Origin of the sequence: Streptomyces sp. NPDC047000 (assembly GCF_040644295.1) — a bacterium.
Taxonomy (GTDB): domain Bacteria; phylum Actinomycetota; class Actinomycetes; order Streptomycetales; family Streptomycetaceae; genus Streptomyces.
Genome location: NZ_JBEYWE010000013.1, coordinates 22095 through 39944 on the forward strand (window position 1 = coordinate 22095; position 17850 = coordinate 39944).

Sequence of the window (17850 nt, forward strand, 5' to 3'; positions counted from 1 at the left end):
GCGGGTCGAGGGGGTGCGGGCGTGGGGCCGGGGCCGCTACCCGTACCGGTAGGTGATGCCGTACGTGCCGCGCGGGTAGGTCCAGCGCACGATGCCGCCGGTCACGCAGACCACCCGGCAGGTGCCGCATTCGAGGCAGCCGGCGTGGTCGAACGTCATCTCGCCGCCGGGGCCGAGCGCGTAGAGCTGTGCGGGACACACGGACAGGCACGGCTTGCCGGTGCACGTCGCGCAGATCGCCGGGTCGACGACGATGTGCGCCTCCTCCTCGTCCACGTCGAAGGTGTCGCGGCCCAGCAGGGCGGCGGCGGTGAGGCGGTCTTCCGGGTTCACAGCGCCCTCACCCCCCTGACGCCGTCGCGCAGCACCGCGCGCAGCGGTACGTTCCGGCCGCGCATCGCGTCCCTGACCCGGTGACGCAGCCGGCGGGGCCGGCCGGCCGTCACGGTGAACAGCGACTCGGCGGCGTCGAGGGCGAGCGCGGGGTAGGCGTCGTAGAGGCGCTGGACGTCCAGCAGGCCGGTGCGGCCGTCGGCGGCCTTCATGGCGGACGTCAGACCCGAGCGGTCGAGGGCCGCGCGGTAGGCGGGCTCGAGTTCCCCGCCCGCCACGATCGCCTCGGCCGCAGCCGCACCGGAGACGAGCGCGAGGTCCATGCCCCGTACCGTGTGTCCGAGGTTCATCACGAACCCGGCGGCCTCGCCCGTCACCAGGAAGCCGTCCCTGGTCAGCCTGCCGGGGACCCCGCGCAGGCCGTCCTCACGCACCAGGTGCGCGGAGTACTCCACCGTGCTGCCGCCGTCGACGAGCGGCCGGATCGCCGGGTGTGCCTTGAGCTCCTGGAGCATCGTGTGGACCGTGCGGCCCGACGCGGCCACCTGCTCGGGCGAGACGACGATCCCCAGCGAGACGCTGTCGCGGTTGGTGTACAGGAACCCTCCCCCGTGCACGCCGTGGGTGCATCCGAGCATCAGGGTGGCGGCGCCGTCGCCGGGGGCCACCGCGAAGCGGTCCTCGATGACCGCGGCGTCGAGCGCGACGGTCTCCTTCACTCCCACGGCGACCGTGCGGGCGGACGGCGCGCCGACCGGACCGGCCTGCCTCCCGAGCAGGGAGTTGACTCCGTCGGCCGCGACGACGACCCCGGCGCGCATCTCCTCGCCGCCGGCGACGATGCCGGTGACCCGCCCGTCCTCCTCCAGCAGGGAGTCGACCCGGATGCCCGTGGCGAGGAGCACCCCGGCCTCCTCGGCCTTCCGGGCGAACCAGGCGTCGAATCCGGCCCGCAGGACGGTGACCGAGGCGGGCAGGGCGCCGTCGGGGGCGGGTGTGCCGGCGAGCGAGAGGGTCATCGACCGCCCGGCGTCCATCAGCACCATCTGCTCGCGCACGACACGCCGTTCCCACGGTGCCTCGCGGGTGAGACCGGCCTCGACCAGTTCGAGCGCGTAGGTGTAGAGACGGCCGCCGCTGACGTTCTTCGACCCCGGGGCAAAGCCGCGCTCGACGAGGACCACGCTCCGGCCGGCCCGTGCCAGCCGGTAGGCGCAGGCGGTTCCCGCCGGGCCCGCGCCGACGACGATGACGTCGACGGCGTCGTCGGCGCTCATGACCGCGGCCCGGTGCGGGAGCCGCGGGCGGCGCGGATCTCGGCGGTGAGCAGCGGCACGATCTCACGGAGGTCGCCGACCACCGCGTAGTCGCTCGCCCCGGACAGCGGCGCGTCGGGGTCGGTGTTGATCCCCACCACGACCTTGGCGTCGCGGATGCCGGCCGTGTGCTGGACCTGCCCGGAGACGCCGAGGCCGATATAGAGGTCGGGCCGTACCCGGGCCCCGGAGATGCCGATGTACCGTTCGGCGGCGAGCCACTCGCGGTCCTCCGCGACGGGGCGCGTGCACGCCAGCTCCGCGCCGAGGGCGTCGGCGAGGTCGGTGGCGAGGCCGAGGTCGGCGAGCGTGCCGGCGCCCATGCCGACGCAGACGATCCGGGCGGCGTCCGCCAGGTCGACGGCCTCCCGCTCACGGACGGCGCGGGAGACGACACGGACCCGGGTGTCGGTCTGCGCGGGGACGGTCTCGACGGGTACGGCGTCCGCGTCCCGGTCCGGTGCGGGGGCGGGGTCCACGTGGTGGCCCGGGGCCATCGTCACGACGGCCGGTCCTTGCCAGGTCTCGGTCTGGACGGCCGCCCCGGCCCAGGTGACGCGCTCGCCGGACCAGCCGCCGTCCGGCAGGGTGCGGAGGGCCGTGGCCTCGCTGACCAGGGCGAGCCCGAGGGCGGCCGCCACCCGGGCGGCGATCTCCCGGCCGCTCACCGTCGCACCGATCAGTACGACGTCCGGGTTCCGTTCGCCGGCCAGCCGGGCGAGGGCGGGGGCGTACGCCTCGGGCCGGACACCGCTTCCGGGCGGTGTGCCGGGCGGGCCGTCGAGCACCACGACGGAGGTCGCCCCGGCGGGCGGGGTCCCGGGCGGTGTGCCGGGGCAGACCAGGTGCACCCGGTCGGCGACGGCCGTCGCGGCCGTGACCAGCCCGGCCGCCAGGGACGCGTCCTCGGAGAAGACGTAGGCGCAGGTCATCGGAGCACTCCTTCCTCGGCGAGGGCGGTCAGCAGGGCGGCGACCTTCCGGTGCGCGTCGCCGTCGGCGACGAGGACGTGCCGGCGCCGGTCGGTCCGGCCCAGCAGCGAGGTCACAGAGGTGCGTGCGGTGGTCGCCGCGGGCGGCAGGCCGAGATCCGCGAGGGGCAGCTGTTCGGTGGGTTTGCGGCCCGCGGCGATCACCGACCTGAGGCCGGGGACGGGCGCCGGACCGATCTCCGGTACGACGGTCACGACGGCGGGCAGGTCGCACTCGACCGTCTCGGTCTCCCGTTCGAGGACCCGGGTGGCGCGCAGCCGCCGGCCGTCCACGGTAAGGCCGCCGACGTTCGTCACGACCGGCCAGCCGAGCAGCTCGGCGATCCGCGGGCCGGTCTCGTGGGCGTACGTGTCGGAGGCTCCCTCGGTGCACAGCACCAGCCCGACGTCGTCGAACCGGCGGATCCCGGCGGCCAGGGCGTGGGCGGTGACGTGGCCGTCGGCGCGGGCGGTGCCGTCGGCCAGCACGTGCAGGGCCCGGTCCGCGCCGCGGGAGAGGACGTCCTTGAGCGCGCCCGCGGAGTCCGGGCCGCCGAAGGTCAGACCGATGAGTTCCCCGCCCTGCTCCGCGGCCGCGACGCGGGCCGCCTCGACGGTGTTGCGGTCGTAGTCACAGATCTTCCGGCGTGCGTGACCGGCGTCGACGGCGAGCGTGACCGGATCGGTCCTCAGTTCGCCTTCGTCGGCGACCCACTTGACGCACACGACTGTTCTGCTCAACGCACTGTCCTCACCGCGGTCCTGGTCCGTCCGCCGCGGGCTGCGGCGGCGCCGGCCGACACCTCGAAGCCTGCTCGGCAGGAGGGTGCGGGAGGCGGCGGACCATGGTGGGATCCGGACCGGTCGTGGTCGGTTACGGACACGGCCCGGCGGCGCGCGCCTCGCGCCGCCGGTTCACCAGCGGTGCGAGGCGCGGAACGTGCCGGGCGACATGCCGGTCGCCCGGGCGAAGAAGCGGCAGAAGTTCGCGGCGTCCTCGAAGCCGAGGCGGTGGCCGACCGCGCAGACCGGCAGGTCGGTGTAGGCGAGCAGGCGGCGGCTCTCCAGTATCAGCCGGGCGTCGATGACCTGTTTGGGCGTCAGCCCGGTGGCCTCGGCACTCGCCCGCGCGACGGTCCTCGGGGAGTAGCCGAGGACAGCCGCGTACTCCTCGGCCGTGTGGATCGAGCGGAAGCACCGTTCGACCATCTCGACGAAGGCCCGTGCCACCGGGTGGGGCGGTAGGGGACGGGTCTCGTCGAGCGGCGGTACCTGCTCGACGCGTATCAGCAGCGCCAGCAGCAGATGCCGGAGCATCTGCTCGCCGGTGGTCAGACGGCTGCTCGTCGGTCCGGACACGTACCGCCGGTACTCGCCCTGGAGCACCGTGAGATGGGACCGTACGTCGCCCAGGTCTGCCGGGCCGAAGTGCCACGACGACGGTCCGGCCGGCGGCGGCGTCTCGCCGCTCAGGAAGTCGTCGGTGAAGCAGACGGCCGTCCCCTCGATCACGGGCGGGCGTTCGTGGACCTGGCCGGGGCGGATCCACAGCAGCGACCCGGGCCGGTGGTGATGGGGCGCCAGGTCCACCCGCTGGTCACCCGATCCGCCGGAGCACAGCAGCACGACGTGGAAGTCCGCGCGGAGCAGGGGACTTCCGCGCTCGCGGTCCATGCAGCCGCCCGTCGGCCGCAGTGCCGCGACGCACAGACCGAGACCGGCGCGCTCGGGATGGACGGCGTCGAGCCGGCCGATCGTCTGCCGCGTGTCGGACATGACCCGATCGTAGGCAGCCGGACGGCCCCGGGGGCAGGGACCGTTGGGCCCCGGCGGGGCGCACCGAAGGTCTCCCGGCAAGCCGGCTCCGGCGAGCAGCCGGTGGCCGGTCCGCCGCACCGGGGTACCCGTGTCCGCGACCCGGGTGAGGTGACCGGCACCGGGTGCCCGGGTCCGCCCGCTTTCCGGCTGACGGCCCAGGCCGCCTCTCCCGGAGGACGACAACCGGCGCCTGCCGGGAAAGGCTTCTTCCCCGGCAGGCGCCGACCACAGCTCTAGCTGTGGATCACGGTGCCGCTGCGGCCGGTCATGGCCAGCGGTGCCTTGTCCAGCGAGCAGATGACCGCACGGCGACCGGCGCCGCTGTCGGCGAACTCCACGGCGGCCTGCACCTTCGGCAGCATGGAACCGGCACCGAAGTGACCTTCGGCGATGTACCGCCGGGCCGTGTCCGCGTCCAGGTCGTCGAGGTCCTTCTGATCGGGCCGGCCCCAGTTGACCGCCACCTTGTCGACGGCCGTCAGGATGAACAGGCAGTCCGCCCCGACGGCCTCGGCGAGCCGTGCCGAGGCGAAGTCCTTGTCGACCACCGCCGGTACGCCCCGGTAGCCGCCGGCCCCGTCCCGGACCACCGGAATCCCGCCCCCGCCGCAGGCGATCACGATGAACTCGTGGTCGAGCAGGTTGAGGACGGAGTCCCGCTCGGGGATGCCGAGCGGCCGGGGAGAGGCCACCATGCGGCGCCAGCCGCGCCCGGCGTCCTCCGCCATGACGAGCGCGGGGTCCTTGGCCATGAGGTCCCGGGCCGTCTCCTCGTCGTAGAAGCCTCCGATCGGCTTGGTCGGGGTGGCGAACGCGGGGTCGTCCGCGGCGACCTCGACCTGTGTGACGACGGTGGCCACGTGCCAGGGCATGTGCTGCGCACGGAGTTCCCTGTCGATGCCCTGTTGGAGGTGATAGCCGATGTAGCCCTGGCTCATGGCCGTGCATTCCGGCAGGTCCATCGGCGTGACCCGTTCGGTGTGCCGGGACGCGGTGTCGAAGGCCAGGCTGATGGCCCCGACCTGGGGGCCGTTCCCGTGGGAGAGGATGATCTCGTGCCCCAGGGAGATCAGCCCGACGAGTGAGGGAGCCGACGCGGCGATCCGTTCCCGCTGTTCCTGCGGGTTGCTGCCGAGCGCGTTGCCGCCCAGCGCGATGACGATGCGTGACATACGGTGCTCTCAGAGGATCGTCGCGAGGTGTGCCTCGAGGCCGGCCTTCGCGGCGGCGGCCTTGATGGGGTTCGGGGTACGGGGGCGCAGGAAGTAGACGAGCAGGGCCCGCTGTGCGGTCAGCCGGTTGCCGGCCTCGTCGAAGGCGACGGAGTGCTCGGAGTCCAGTACCTCGTCGGTCACTTCCTCGCCACGGGTGGCAGGCAGGCAGTGCATGAACCTGGCGTGCGGCGCGGCCTTCGCCATCAGGTCCGCGTTCACCTGGTAGGTGGGCATGAAGACCGCGAGGCGCTCCTCCTCGGACAGTTCGGCCTCGTACAGGCCGTACCAGACATCGGTGTAGACGAAGTCGGCCCCGGCCATGGCCTTGTCGGCGTCGTCGGTGACCAGCAGACTTCCTCCGGACTCGGCGCAGTTGCGGTCGCCGATGGCCTGGAAGTGCTCGCTGAGCTGGAATCCTTCCGGCCCGAAGTGCACGAAGTCCATGCCCATCTTCGTGGTGATCATCATCAGGGAGGCGCACACCTGGGTGGCGTCCCCGACGAAGACCACCTTGCAGTCCTCCAGCCGCTTGCCGGCGGGCAGGTGCTCCACCATGGTGATCAGGTCGCCGATCTCCTGGGTGGGGTGGTTGTAGTCGGACATCCCGTTGAGCACCGGGACGGAGGCGCAGCGTGCGAGGTCCACGACGGTCTTGTGGCGCTCGACACGCGCCATGAGTACGTCCACGAGCTCGGACAGCACCCGGCCGGTGTCCTCGATGGTCTCGTGGCCGCCGAGCTGGATCTGGCCGGGGGCCAGGTACTGCGCGTGGCCGCCGAGCTGGGTCATCGCCGTCTCGAAGGAGACCCTGGTACGGGTGGAGGACTGCTCGAAGATCATGCCGAGCGTACGGTCCTTCAGCAGCGGCGGGTAGTAGCCGGCGTCGATGCAGCGCTTGAGCTCGATGCCCAGGTGGACGATGTCCAGGAGCTCGGCCTTGGTGAAGTCCTGGGTGTCGATGAAGTCCGTTGCGGTCATCGCGTGCTTCTTCTCTCTGTGCGTGGCTGGGCTCGCGGGGAGGCGGACAGGGTGGTTCGGTGACGCCCCTCGCGGATGCGGGCAGTGCGGAGCGGTCGAGCGCGCCAGGACGGGCCGGGGCCCGGGCGGTCGACGGACCGGTGGGAAGGAGAGGGAGGGCCGGAGCCCGGGCCGCGGGCGGGACGGAGGGCGCCCGCGGCCGGGTCGGCCAGGTGTGGCCGCGGGCTCTAACGGCCGGACGGCTGCTGCTGGGTGATGCAGTGGACGTTGCCGCCGCCGAGCAGGATCTCGCGGCCGGGCACGGTGACGACGCGGCGGGGGGCGAACAGCTCGGTGTAGGCGGCCACCGCGTCCTGGTCGTGCGGGTCGTCGAAGACCGGCAGGATCACGACGTCGTTGCCGATGTAGGAGTTCACGTACGAGCCGGCCAGCCGGTCGCCGGTCTGGCGGGGCAGGGTCCCTTCGATGGTGTCGACGCCGTTCGACTCCTCCTCGGTGATCAGGATGGGGCCGGGCTGGTGGATCCTGACGACCTCGAGCCTCCTGCCTCGCGCGTCGGTCTCCGCCAGCAGCACCTCCAGGGCGGCCTGCGACCGCTTGTACTGCGGGTCGTTCACGTCATCGGTCCAGGTCAGCATCACCTTGCCGGGTGCGGCGAAGCGGCAGAAGTTGTCCACGTGCCCGTTGGTCTCGTCCAGGTACACGCCGAAGGGCAGCCAGATCACCTTCTCGGCCCCCAGGTAGTCGCGCAGCCGCTGGCCGATCTCGTCCTTCGTCAGGCCGGGGTTCCTGCCCTCGGACAGCAGACATTCCTCGGTGACCAGGACCGTCCCCTCGCCGTCGACGTCGATCGACCCGCCCTCGAGGACGAAGTGCGCCTTGTAGCGGGGCAGTTCCTCGATCTCCAGGACTTTGCGGGCCACGGCGTCGTCGTTCGCCCAGGGAAAGTACAGTCCGTCGACCAGGCCGCCCCAGGCGTTGAAGTCCCAGTCCACACCGCGGACATCACCGGTGCCGTCGGTCACGAAGGTGGGGCCGGTGTCCCGCATCCAGGAGTCGTCGCTGGACATCTCCACCACCCGTACCCCGGCGGGAAGCCGACTGCGGGCGTTGTCGTACTGGGCGGCCGAGACCAGCACGGTCACCTTCTCGGTCTGCGCGACGGCGGTCGCGACCTCGGCGAACACCCGCTGTGCGGGCTTGCCGCCCAGCCGCCAGTTGTCGGGGCGTTCGGGCCACACCAGCCAGCAGCCGCTGTGGTGGGCCCACTCGGCGGGCATCCGGTAGCCGTCTGCGGCCGGGGTGGAGTCAAGCGTCGGTCCCATGGCGGATCAGCCTTTCTGAGCGGGAACGGTGTCGGAGAACTGGGCGGCGGTGCCGGGATCCTCACCGCGCTCGACGGCCCGCTGCCGGGTCCACTCGGGTGACTTCTTGCAGAAGATCTCCTGGATCACGAAGGTGACGGCCAGGCCGGCGACGATGGAGCCGGTGACTTCGGCGGAGAAGTCGAAGGGGTTGCACACGAAGAACAGGGCGGCGGCGATCAGCAGGAGGGCGGGAACCCATGTCACGAGCAGTTCCACGAGGGGCCCGCCGGGGACCCGGTAGGGGCGCGGGCGGTCGGGGTCGGTGCGGCGCAGCTTGCGGAACGCGAGCATCATGACGATGTACGGCAGCAGGAAGATCACCGAGGAGAAGGCGAACAGGTTCCAGAAGAGGTCGTCGACGGCGCCGTCGGTCAGCGAGAACAGCACGGCGTAGCCGAGGGTCACCACGGTGCCGACGACGGAGCAGAGCATGGCCGCGCCGACCGGCGTGCCGCGCTCGGGGTGGGTCCTGGCGAACACCTTGGGCAGGTCGCCCTGCTGAGCGGACTCGGACGCCGCGATGTTGGCGCCGATCGTCCAGGGGATGAGGCACGCGAAGAAGCAGTACAGCGAGCCGATGCCCAGGACGGTCACCAGGACACCACCGCCCGGTACGCCGTCCAGCCCGCGGGTGAGGGTGTCGATCAGGCCGGTCGTCTCGGAGATCTCGTCGGCGGGGAGCAGCAGTTGCATGCCCAGGGTGGCGATCAGGTAGAAGCCGCCGATCAGTGCGCCGGCGATGGCGATCGTCTTGGGCACGTCCCGCTTGGGGTTCGGCATCTGGGTCGACGCGGACGACATCAGCTCGAAGCCCAGGAAGTTGTAGATGATGACGGGCAGAGCGAGCGCGATGGCTGGAAATCCCTCATGGGGAAGGACGGTGCTCAGCGTCCAGTGGGTCGCCGACCCGTGCGCGGAGGCGTATGTCCCTCCCGCCACGGCCACGCAGACGATCACCAGGACGGTGATTCCCGCGCCGATGTTCGACACCCATGTGCCGATTTCCAGGCTGCGCGCATTGACCAGGTAGTTGAGCCAGATCAATGCCACGGTGATCGCGACCTGCACCCAGAACTCGAGTTTCCCGTCGAAGAATATCGAGGACAGTACGCCGGAGAACATCAGGTAGACGCTGGGGACCCACAGAGCGACGTTGGCCCAGTACCACCACGAGACGCGGCTCCCCCAGCGATTGCCGAACGCCCGCACCACCCAGGCGTAGATGCCGCCCGCGTCCGGGTAGGTGGAGCCCAGCTCGCTCGTGACCAGTCCGTACGGGAGGAAGAAGACCACGATCATGACGACGGTCCAGAAGATGGCGGAGGGCCCCACGGCCGCCGTGACCGTCAACTGGGAGAGCAGGAGCATGGCGCACACGGAGAAGAGCACCATGTCGAACATCCGGAAACCCGGATGCTGCGCGCCACCCTCTGCGGTGGGCGGCTTTTCGGATTGCGCGGTCATGGTTGCTCCTTTGCTCCGCATACCGCTGAATCGGCCTGCGTCTCTTCCCTCCGACGGACCGCCGGAAGGCCGGCCCGGGGAAAATCGCAGGCGGGTGGATCCGATTGGCCGAGACAGTGCCGTACGCGCAGCCAATTTTTCCCGCCGCGCACCGGAAGGAGATTCCGGTGTGCGGCCCGAGATTCACTATGTACAAATGTACGAGGTTCGGAATCGGCCACAAGGACCCTGGGGCTCACAAGCGCGGGACGTCAGGCCCCTTGCCGTCCGGGAGCCGGCTGCGGCGGCGACGGAAGTGCGGTGACGGACCATCGGCCGGGGAGAGGAGGCAGCGCTCGGATCGCACCGGTCCCGGTGGCGAGCAGCCTGATCACGGGCGGACGCGAACCGACCGGCAGTCGGCACCGCCGTCCTCGAGCACCTCGAGCCGCGCGTCCCGGCAGGGCGACCGCAGCGCCCGGGGCAGCCGTTGTCCGCTGTCAGCTGTCCGCGCACAGGCGAACGTCCGCCGGGCACGATGTCCCATCCGGCAGGCGGACCGGCGGGCGTGACGGAACAGCAGGAAGGGCCTCACAGCCGCCTGCCGGAGCGGGCCGGCCCCGTCCTCACTCCGACGGGGCGGAAGTCAGGACGCGCTCAGGCGGGTGATGACGATCCGGAGCCGGTCGGACAGCTTCTCCAGGCCGAGCGTCTGGTTGGAAGCCTCCTCCAGCATCAGTCCGTCGATCAGCGTGGCCACGATCTGTACGGCCGTCTCGCGGGGAATTGCCGGATCGGTGGGCGGCAGCACGCGGTCGGTCAGCACCGCGATCATGCGGGACCACGACTGGGTCAGGCCGCGGAACGCGGGGTTCCTGGTCGCTTCCAGGAACATCTCGAACAGCGCGAGATCGTACAGAGGGTCCGCGACGGTCTTGTCGAAGAACATCTCGGTCAGCACGTCGACAGACGTGTCGATCGTGAGGTCGCCGTCGAAGTCCTCCACGATGGCCGCCAGTCGCTCGGCCTCGATCTCGACGGCGTGCTCCATGGTCCGGCGCATCAGGTCGTCGCGGTCCTTGAAGTAGTACGTCGTCGACCCCAGCGGGACGCCCGCTATGTCGGCCACAGCCCGGTGGGTCAGCGCGCCCAGTCCACCGTTGCCGACCACCTGCACGGCCCCGTCGAGAATCTGCCGCATCCTGCGTTCGCCACTGGCCCGACGCCCACGCTCACTGCCGTGAGGTCGGGAGGAGCGCACACCCGCCGTCGACACCTTGACGTCGCCCCCTGCAATCACCGGTTCGGCACACCGCCGTACTCGTCGGTCAAGGAGTCTACTCGTGCAACCACGACGGCGACGCTCCGGTGCCCCCGGCAGCACAGGGGCATCGGATGTCCCTGTGGGGCTCGGCATACGGCCCCCGGCGTGCACGTCGGCCGAGAGCCGCGCCGACCGGCAACCGGGCATCGGGCTCCGCGGGCCCCCGGCGAACCGCCGGACGGGATCCGTACAGGTCGTCGAGTTCCCCGACGGCCGGCCGACCGGCCATGCCGGTCTACCTCTCCAGCACGTCGTCCGCCGGGCAGCGGCCCCGGCGGACGTAGCGGTCGGCGTATGCCTCGACGGCCTCCGTGACGTCCGTGCCCGCCCCGAGCCGGGGCAGGGCGTCCAGTGCCGCGGCGAAGCAGGTCACGGCGGCGCGCCGCAGCTCCGGGTCGGACAGCCCGCGGCGCGCGGCGTCGGTCCACAGCGGATTGTGCGGCGCCGGCCGCCCGGCGGCACGCGCGGCCAGGGGCGCCACGGCCCGGTGGGCGGCCGTGGCGGCCCGCGGGTCGTCGAACAGGGCCGTGGCGACCGCGAGCGGTACGACCCACCCGTCGTCCCCGGGCTGCGCGTCGATCATGCGGAGTTCCAGATGTCCCCGGGGCCGGACGGGCGGGAACAGTGTGGAGACGTGGTAGTCGAGGTCCGCGCGGGTCGGGGGACGCATGGTGTCCGAGCGGATCCAGTCGCGGAAGCTGAGTCTGTCCGGGACCTCCCAGGGGCCGTCGTCCTGCCGTACGCACATCACCGGGGCGTCGAGGACCCGCCGGGTCCAGGCGTGGCGCGGCTCGCCGGCCAGGGACGGTCCGCCGGAGCGCCCCGGGTCGAGTTCCGTCCACAGCAGCTGCCGCGTCGACCGCCAGCCGGTCACCCGGTCGCCGACCACGGGCGAGTTCGCGAACGCCGCGACCAGGACCGCGCCCAGCCGGTGGGCGAGCCGCCAGCGGTGCGCGAACCCCATGACGCCCGGCCCGTCGACTCCGGCGTCCAGGCAGACCTGGACGGAGGCGGACGAGCACATCAGGGTCCGCCCGGCCGGACCCGTGCGGCCGAGGCAGAGTTCCATGGCGTCGTACCGCGGCTCGCGGAGGAACCGGCGGGGCGGACGCACGGGGTCGACGCCCATGCCGACGAGTGCCAGGCCGTGCCCGTGCAGCACGGACCGCACCGCGGCGAGATCGGCGGAGACCTCCGCGACGCAGCGGGCCAGCGACGGGGCCGGCCGGGAGCTCAGCTCCAGCTGGCCGCCGGGTTCGACGCTCAGCACGGAGGTCAGCGGCAGGCCGCGCAGGACGGCGTAGACCTTTTCCAGCCGTTCCGGGGCGACGGGGTCGTGGGGGGCCCGCTCGTCGTGGACGAGCCATTCCACCTCCACCCCGACGGTCCGGGGCGGGCCGGTCCGGAAACAGCTGCCGTCGATCAGCGTCTCGGCGCCGGGCTCGGTGACGCGAGGTGAACCGTCGATGCCGCACTCCGGTGAAACCGACATCCGGGAGCCTCCTGGGTCGCCGCAGTGCCGACGGGATCCGCGATCCGGTACACGTACGGCAATGCCTGCCCCAAGGGTCGGCTGTCATGCGCTGTCGTGACAAGGGCGCCTTCCGCCCGGTCCGCGGCCCGGACCGGTCCGCCGCCCGGCCCGGACCGCCGGGTTCCGGCGCCAGGCAGGGTGCCCTGCGGCCCGGGCGGCCTTCCGCGCGCGGCGGGGGCCGCTCACCGTGCGGCGGGGGCTACTTCCCGTGCGGATCGGAGGGGTTGAGCGCCGCGACGACCTGGTCGTAGTCGCCGCGGGCCTCGCCGTAGCGCAGGAACTTCACCTGCTCGACCTGGATCTCCGTGGCGTCGGGCCGGGTCTCGAGCAGCTGGATCACCTCGGCGACGAACTCGTCGAGCGGCATGGCGTGCTCGTTGTCCTCGTGCCCGGGCAGGAGCGCGGTGCGCACGGCCGGCGGCTCCAGTTCGACGATCTTCACCGAGGTGCCGGCCAGTTGCAGCCGGACGGACTCGCTGAGCATGTGGACGGCCGCCTTCGTCGCGTTGTAGCTCGGGGTGATCGCGAGCGGCGCGAACGCCAGGCCGGAGGAGACGGTCATGACGGTGGCGTCCGGCCGGCCCTGCAGATGCTCGACGAACGCGGCGATGAGCCGGATCGGACCGAGCAGGTTCGTCGTCACCGTGGCTTCCGCGTCGGCGAGGAACGACGCGGGATCGCGCCAGTCCTCGGCGCGCATGATGCCGGCCATCGTCACCAGGACGTTGAGGTCGGGGTGGTCGGCCAGTACCTGCTTCGCGGCGGAGGCGATGCTCGCCGCGTCCGCGGTGTCGATCCGCACGGTGCCGATGCCCGGGTGGTCGGCCGCGATCCGTTCCAGCAGCTCGGTGCGCCGCCCGCCGACGACGACGGTGTTCCCCCTGGCCCGCAGCTCCAGGGCGAGGGCGAGACCGATGCCGCTGGTGGCGCCGGGGATGAAGACGGTGTTTCCGGAGATGTTCATGCACCGATCGTCGCGGGCCGGCCGGCCCGGGTGCAGAGACCGCTTGTCGGGGGATCGGCGATCCCTGGTTGACGCACCGGCGCCGGGTGACAATCGACCGCATGGACCGTGCAGCCCTGGCCGATTTCCTGCGCAGCCGCCGCGAGGCGCTCCAGCCCGCCGACGTCGGCCTTCCCGCCGGCGCGCGCCGACGGACCCGGGGGCTGCGGCGCGAAGAGGTGGCGTCCCTCGCCGTGATGTCGACCGACTACTACACCCGGCTGGAGCAGCAGCGGGGCCCGCAGCCGAGCGAGCACATGCTGGCGTCGCTCGCGCGGGCGCTGCGGCTGACGGGCGACGAGCGCGACTACCTGTACCGGGTCGCCGGGCACAACGCGCCGGCGTCGTCGGCAGCCGCTGCCCATGTCTCCCCCGCGCTGCTGCGGGTGCTCGACCGGCTCGACGACACACCGGCGCTCGTCCTGACGGAGCTGGGCGAGACGCTGGTGCAGAACAGGATGGCCGCCGCGCTGTTCGGGGACGCGTCGCGGCACACGGGCGCGGCCCGCAGCGCGATCTACCGCTGGTTCACCGATCCCGCGGAGCGGTTCACCTATCCGGAGGCCGACCGGGACCGGCAGAGCCGCGCCCAGGTGGCCGGGCTGCGGGCCGCCTACGGGCTGCGCGGCCCGCGGTCACGGGCCGGCGACCTCGTACGGACCCTGCGGAAGGCGAGCGCGGAGTTCGCCGAGCTGTGGGAGCGGCACGAGGTCGCACAGCGGTTCGAGGACCACAAGACGCTCATCCACCCCGAGATCGGTGCGATCGAACTGGACTGCCAGGCGCTGTTCACGGAGGACCGGTCCCAGACGCTGCTCGTGCTCACCGCTCCGCCGCGGACCGAGGGCCACGAGAAACTGCAGCTGCTGGCGGTGCTGGGGCTGAACCGCTTCAGCGACGCCGAGCGTTAGCCGGGCGCCGCGGGCCCGGCGCCGGCGCCGGGCCCGCACCAGCGTGCTCCCGCCCTTCGGGAAGGACGGGAGCACGAGCTGATCACCGGTGCGGGCGGATCACCAGCGATACCAGCGGCCTCGGCCGCCTCCGGCTGTCGTGGAGCGGGTGACGAAGCCCAGCAGCCACAGCACCAGGACGGCGATGGCCACCCACCACAGGATCTTGACGGCGAAACCGGCACCGAAAAGGACCAGGGCAAGAAGCAGAACAAGCAACAGGGGAACCATTTCATCTACCTCCTCGCCGCTCCGTGTGCCCCGCATCGTGTCCGGCATTCCTCGGGAGTTCTCTGTTTGTGAAGGGAGCGCCGGGGCACCCGCACATTGCCGTGACAGCGGCTCAGACATGTTCCAGACACGCTGAGGAGGCCATTTCATGAGTGCCGGCGAGAAGGCCAAGGCGAAGACCGAGCAGGCCAAGGGCAAGTCCAAGGAGGCCATGGGCCGGGCGGTCGGCAACGAGCGCATGACCGCCGAGGGGCAGGCCGAAAAGAGCAAGGGCGACGCGCGCCAGGCCAAGGAAAAGACGAAGGACGCTTTCAAGCGCTGACGTCGGCCGTGTTCCCCCGGAAAGGGGCCTTCCTCGGCAGGAAGGCCCCTTTCCGCTGTCCGTCCGGAGTTCTCCCCGGAATTTCCACCCCGCGGTTTCCACCGGCCGGTGCGGCACTCCCCCGGCGTTGTCGCAAGCCCCGCGGGGTCAGCGGGCGGCGAGGAGTTCGAGCGTGTCGACCACCCGGTTCGAGAAGCCCCACTCGTTGTCGTACCAGGCGACCACCTTGATGTGGCGGCCGTCCACCCGGGTCAGGGCGGAGTCGAAGACGGACGAGGCGGGGTTGCCGGTGATGTCGGACGACACGAGCGGGTCCTCCGAGTACTCCAGGATCCCGGCGAGGGGCCCCTCGGCCGCGGCACGGTAGGCCGCGAGCACCTCGTCGCGCGTCACGTCGCGGGCCACGCTCGTGTTGAGTTCGACGATCGAGCCCACCGGGACGGGCACCCGGATCGAGTCGCCGGACAACCTGCCCGCCAGGTTCGGCAGCACGAGGCCGATCGCCTTGGCGGCGCCCGTGGTGGTCGGCACGATGTTGACGGCGGCGGCGCGGGCGCGGCGGGCGTCACGGTGCGGGCCGTCCTGGAGGTTCTGTTCCTGGGTGTAGGCGTGCACGGTGGTCATGAAGCCGTGTTCGATACCGGCGAGGTCGTCGAGCACGGAGGCCAGCGGTGCGAGCGCGTTGGTCGTGCACGAGGCGTTCGACACGACGGTGTGCCGCTCCGGGTCGTAGGCCCCGGTGTTGACCCCGAACGCGAGCGTGACGTCGGCGCCGTCGGACGGCGCGCTGACGAGCACCTTGTCCGCGCCCGCGTCGAGGTGGGCGCGCGCCGCCTTGGCGGAGGTGAAGCGGCCCGTCGCCTCCAGGGCGGTCCCGACGCCGAGTTCGGCCCAGGGCAGCAGCGCGGGATCGCGTTCGGCGAGCACCTTGATGCGGCGGCCGTCCACGATCAGGTCGTCCCCGTCGACGCTCACCGGACGGCCGAGCCGGCCGGCCGTCGTGTCGTAGGCGAGCAGCCGGGCGAGCGCGGCGGGTTCGGTGAGGTCGTTCACGGCGACGACCTCGATGTCGCTGCCGCGTTCGAGCAGGGCGCGCAGCACATTGCGTCCGATGCGGCCGAATCCGTTGATGGCGATGCGAGTCATGTGTGGTGTCCCTTCCCTTCGTCGCACCACCAGGTTCCCGCCCGGCGGCGGGCGGTGACATCGGCCTGATCGCCACGGTTCGCAAGGATCGCGCCATGCCTCCCGGGCCGCCTCGCCCGCGGTCATTCGCCCCGTGCGAAGGTGTGCCGGTACTCGCTCGGGGTGGTGCCGAGGATCCGCTGGAAGTGCAGGCGCATGTTCGCGCCGGTGCCGAGACCGACGTCGGCCGCGATCTGCTCGACGCTGCGCTCCGAACGTTCCAGCAGCTCACGCGCCCTGTCCACACGGGCACGCATGACCCACTGCATCGGCGTGTACCCGGTGTCCTCGGCGAAGCGCCGGGAGAACGTACGGGGCGACACGGCGGCGTGCCGGGCCAGCGCGGTGAGGGTGAGCGGTTCCGGCAGCCGCCGCAGCGCCCACTCACGGGTGGCGGCGAACCGCTCGCCGAGCGGCTCCGGCACGCTGCGCGGCACGTACTGCGCCTGGCCGCCGCTGCGGTAGGGGGCCGCGACGAGCCGGCGGGCCGCGTGGTTCGACGCGGCGACACCGAGGTCGGCGCGCAGGATGTGCAGGCACAGGTCGATGCCGGAGGCCGCGCCGGCCGAGGTGAGGACCCGTCCCTCGTCGACGAACAGGACGTTCTGGTCGACGCGGACGCGGGGATGTCTCGCCGCGAGCGCCTGCGTGTAGTGCCAGTGCGTCGTGGCGCGCCTGCCGTCGAGCAGACCCGTGGCGGCGAGTGTGAAGGCTCCCGTCGAGATGGCCGCGAGCCGTGCGCCCCGGTCGTGGGCGGCGGTCAGTGCGTCGACGACGGCCCGCGGCGGGTCGTCGCGGCCGGGAAGCCGGCAGCCAGGGAGGAAGACGATGTCGGCCCAGGCGAGCGCGTCCAGCCCGTGTCCGACGTGGTACGACAGTCCGTCACCGCCGGTCACCGGCCCCGGCGCGGCGCCGCACACCCGTACCTCGTACGGCATGCTCGCCCGGGTCGAGAACACCTGGGCGGGGATACCGACGTCCAGGGGTTTCGCACCGTCGAGCACGAGGACGGCGACACGGCGCAGACGTGAGGACGGCACCGGGCCAGCGTACGCGGGACGGGTCCCGGGACGATCAGGCGGCCCGCCCCCGGCCGGCGGTCCGGCGGCCGGGGGCGGGCGGCGCCCGCGTCCGTCCTTCGTCCGTCTTTCGTCCGGTGGCGGCCTGTCACGCCCCCGCCCGCCGGTGCTACCACGTGGTCATGGTGAACAGACCTCAAGCGGATTGGGACGCAACGCAATTGGTCGCGGCCGAGTACTCCGGCCTGCGCAGCGAGATCCTCACACTCGTGGAGCTCCAGTTCAAGATCACCGCGTCGACCGTCATCTCCCTGGGCACCGTCCTGTCGGTGGGCGTCCAGATGAAGAACCCGGCCATCGTCCTCATCCACCCCGTGCTGTCCCTCGTCATGGGCATCAACTGGCTGCACCACACGTTCCGCATACACCGCATCGCGGACTACCTCCGCTCGCGGATCGAAGCACACGCCGGTCCCGGCTCGATCGGCTGGGAGACCTACGTCAGCGAGCACCCGTTACCCATCGGCCCGGCCTCGTACTGGGGGCTGCGGGCCGCGTTCGTCGCCAGTTCGCTGCTGGCCGTCGGCGTCGCCCTGGCCATGCGGCGCTTCGACAGCCTGACCGTGGTGCTGCTCTGCGTCGCCTGCCTGGCCACGGTCCTGACCTGCGTGATGTTCTACGCATGGCGTGAGCCCGCACCGGAGCTCCTGGTGCCGCGGCGGCCCGTGCGGACCCGCAGGTTCCGGCCGGCGCCACGTCCCTGAGACGTCCGCCGGCACCCCCGCTTCCGCAGAGCACCGCCCTGCTCCGCCCGGCACCGCCCGGCACCCGTTCGTCGTGCTC

At 72.0% G+C, this 17850-nt stretch carries 18 protein-coding genes; 3 read left to right on the forward strand and 15 right to left on the reverse strand.

Annotation, left to right across the window (positions count from 1 at the left end; translation table 11 throughout):
• Positions 1 to 36: 36 nt before the first annotated feature.
• The 12 genes from ABZ862_RS21195 to ABZ862_RS21250 form a co-directional block, all read right to left on the reverse strand.
• Positions 37 to 333 carry a ferredoxin gene (locus ABZ862_RS21195; protein WP_360960261.1) on the reverse strand — a complete coding sequence of 99 codons (297 nt, stop codon included), beginning with the start codon at positions 331 to 333 and terminating at the stop codon, positions 37 to 39.
• The gene (locus ABZ862_RS21200) at positions 330 to 1610 is read right to left on the reverse strand and encodes an FAD-dependent oxidoreductase (RefSeq protein ID WP_360960263.1); all 1281 of its coding nucleotides are present in this window, start codon (positions 1608 to 1610) and stop codon (positions 330 to 332) included. Before ABZ862_RS21200 ends, ABZ862_RS21195 begins: the two co-directional genes overlap by 4 nt.
• On the reverse strand, positions 1607 to 2581 hold the full coding sequence (locus tag ABZ862_RS21205; protein ID WP_360960264.1) for an electron transfer flavoprotein subunit alpha/FixB family protein: 975 nt from the start codon (positions 2579 to 2581) through the stop codon (positions 1607 to 1609). The genes ABZ862_RS21200 and ABZ862_RS21205 overlap by 4 nt, the downstream gene beginning before the upstream one ends.
• Positions 2578 to 3360 (reverse strand): electron transfer flavoprotein subunit beta/FixA family protein, encoded by a 783-nt coding sequence (locus tag ABZ862_RS21210; protein ID WP_360960266.1) that lies wholly within the window; start codon positions 3358 to 3360, stop codon positions 2578 to 2580. Before ABZ862_RS21210 ends, ABZ862_RS21205 begins: the two co-directional genes overlap by 4 nt.
• A gap of 174 nt (positions 3361 to 3534) precedes the next feature.
• The gene (locus tag ABZ862_RS21215; RefSeq protein ID WP_360960267.1) at positions 3535 to 4395 is read right to left on the reverse strand and encodes an AraC family transcriptional regulator; all 861 of its coding nucleotides are present in this window, start codon (positions 4393 to 4395) and stop codon (positions 3535 to 3537) included.
• A gap of 275 nt (positions 4396 to 4670) precedes the next feature.
• Complete coding sequence (gene arcC, locus ABZ862_RS21220; RefSeq protein ID WP_360960269.1) at positions 4671 to 5609, reverse strand: carbamate kinase; 939 nt, start codon at positions 5607 to 5609, stop codon at positions 4671 to 4673.
• A 9-nt stretch (positions 5610 to 5618) separates the two neighbouring features.
• Entirely contained in the window at positions 5619 to 6629 is a 1011-nt protein-coding gene (ptcA, locus tag ABZ862_RS21225; RefSeq protein WP_360960270.1) for a putrescine carbamoyltransferase, read from the reverse strand.
• Between the two features lie 227 nt (positions 6630 to 6856).
• On the reverse strand, positions 6857 to 7954 hold the full coding sequence (gene aguA / locus ABZ862_RS21230; RefSeq protein ID WP_360960271.1) for an agmatine deiminase: 1098 nt from the start codon (positions 7952 to 7954) through the stop codon (positions 6857 to 6859).
• Between the two features lie 6 nt (positions 7955 to 7960).
• Complete coding sequence (locus ABZ862_RS21235; RefSeq protein WP_360960273.1) at positions 7961 to 9460, reverse strand: APC family permease; 1500 nt, start codon at positions 9458 to 9460, stop codon at positions 7961 to 7963.
• 625 nt (positions 9461 to 10085) lie between these two features.
• Complete coding sequence (locus tag ABZ862_RS21240) at positions 10086 to 10640, reverse strand: TetR family transcriptional regulator (protein WP_360960275.1); 555 nt, start codon at positions 10638 to 10640, stop codon at positions 10086 to 10088.
• A gap of 358 nt (positions 10641 to 10998) precedes the next feature.
• Positions 10999 to 12255 (reverse strand): ergothioneine biosynthesis glutamate--cysteine ligase EgtA, encoded by a 1257-nt coding sequence (gene egtA / locus ABZ862_RS21245; protein ID WP_360960277.1) that lies wholly within the window; start codon positions 12253 to 12255, stop codon positions 10999 to 11001.
• 241 nt (positions 12256 to 12496) lie between these two features.
• Complete coding sequence (locus tag ABZ862_RS21250) at positions 12497 to 13261, reverse strand: SDR family NAD(P)-dependent oxidoreductase (protein WP_360960278.1); 765 nt, start codon at positions 13259 to 13261, stop codon at positions 12497 to 12499.
• Positions 13262 to 13362: 101 nt separating this feature from the next.
• Here ABZ862_RS21250 and ABZ862_RS21255 point away from each other — a divergent pair, with 101 nt between their 5' ends.
• Complete coding sequence (locus ABZ862_RS21255; protein WP_360960279.1) at positions 13363 to 14211, forward strand: helix-turn-helix transcriptional regulator; 849 nt, start codon at positions 13363 to 13365, stop codon at positions 14209 to 14211.
• Positions 14212 to 14310: 99 nt separating this feature from the next.
• Here ABZ862_RS21255 and ABZ862_RS21260 read toward each other — a convergent pair whose 3' ends face one another.
• Positions 14311 to 14481, reverse strand: coding sequence for a hydrophobic protein (locus ABZ862_RS21260; protein WP_360960281.1), 171 nt, complete (start codon positions 14479 to 14481; stop codon positions 14311 to 14313).
• A gap of 148 nt (positions 14482 to 14629) precedes the next feature.
• Between ABZ862_RS21260 and ABZ862_RS21265 the strand changes: the two genes are divergently transcribed.
• Complete coding sequence (locus tag ABZ862_RS21265) at positions 14630 to 14803, forward strand: CsbD family protein (protein ID WP_360960283.1); 174 nt, start codon at positions 14630 to 14632, stop codon at positions 14801 to 14803.
• Positions 14804 to 14950: 147 nt separating this feature from the next.
• Here the strand turns inward: ABZ862_RS21265 and gap are convergent, their stop codons facing one another.
• Positions 14951 to 15949, reverse strand: a complete 999-nt coding sequence (gene gap, locus ABZ862_RS21270) for a type I glyceraldehyde-3-phosphate dehydrogenase (protein ID WP_360960285.1) — start codon at positions 15947 to 15949, stop codon at positions 14951 to 14953.
• Positions 15950 to 16071: 122 nt separating this feature from the next.
• Entirely contained in the window at positions 16072 to 17028 is a 957-nt protein-coding gene (locus ABZ862_RS21275; protein ID WP_360960287.1) for a helix-turn-helix domain-containing protein, read from the reverse strand.
• Between the two features lie 200 nt (positions 17029 to 17228).
• Between ABZ862_RS21275 and ABZ862_RS21280 the strand changes: the two genes are divergently transcribed.
• Entirely contained in the window at positions 17229 to 17771 is a 543-nt protein-coding gene (locus ABZ862_RS21280; RefSeq protein WP_360960289.1) for a hypothetical protein, read from the forward strand.
• Positions 17772 to 17850 lie beyond the last annotated feature (79 nt).

Bases quoted from the DNA above. Each gene is read 5' to 3' on its own strand.
- ABZ862_RS21200 (WP_360960263.1), bottom strand. From the start codon at position 1,610: ATGAGCGCCGACGACGCCGTCGACGTCATCGTCGTCGGCGCGGGCCCG.
- ABZ862_RS21205 (WP_360960264.1), bottom strand. From the start codon at position 2,581: ATGACCTGCGCCTACGTCTTCTCCGAGGACGCGTCCCTGGCGGCCGGG.
- ABZ862_RS21215 (WP_360960267.1), bottom strand. From the start codon at position 4,395: ATGTCCGACACGCGGCAGACGATCGGCCGGCTCGACGCCGTCCATCCC.
- arcC (WP_360960269.1), bottom strand. From the start codon at position 5,609: ATGTCACGCATCGTCATCGCGCTGGGCGGCAACGCGCTCGGCAGCAAC.
- ptcA (WP_360960270.1), bottom strand. From the start codon at position 6,629: ATGACCGCAACGGACTTCATCGACACCCAGGACTTCACCAAGGCCGAG.
- aguA (WP_360960271.1), bottom strand. From the start codon at position 7,954: ATGGGACCGACGCTTGACTCCACCCCGGCCGCAGACGGCTACCGGATG.
- ABZ862_RS21235 (WP_360960273.1), bottom strand. From the start codon at position 9,460: ATGACCGCGCAATCCGAAAAGCCGCCCACCGCAGAGGGTGGCGCGCAG.
- ABZ862_RS21240 (WP_360960275.1), bottom strand. From the start codon at position 10,640: ATGCGGCAGATTCTCGACGGGGCCGTGCAGGTGGTCGGCAACGGTGGA.
- egtA (WP_360960277.1), bottom strand. From the start codon at position 12,255: ATGTCGGTTTCACCGGAGTGCGGCATCGACGGTTCACCTCGCGTCACC.
- ABZ862_RS21250 (WP_360960278.1), bottom strand. From the start codon at position 13,261: ATGAACATCTCCGGAAACACCGTCTTCATCCCCGGCGCCACCAGCGGC.
- ABZ862_RS21255 (WP_360960279.1), top strand. From the start codon at position 13,363: ATGGACCGTGCAGCCCTGGCCGATTTCCTGCGCAGCCGCCGCGAGGCG.
- ABZ862_RS21260 (WP_360960281.1), bottom strand. From the start codon at position 14,481: ATGGTTCCCCTGTTGCTTGTTCTGCTTCTTGCCCTGGTCCTTTTCGGT.
- ABZ862_RS21265 (WP_360960283.1), top strand. From the start codon at position 14,630: ATGAGTGCCGGCGAGAAGGCCAAGGCGAAGACCGAGCAGGCCAAGGGC.
- gap (WP_360960285.1), bottom strand. From the start codon at position 15,949: ATGACTCGCATCGCCATCAACGGATTCGGCCGCATCGGACGCAATGTG.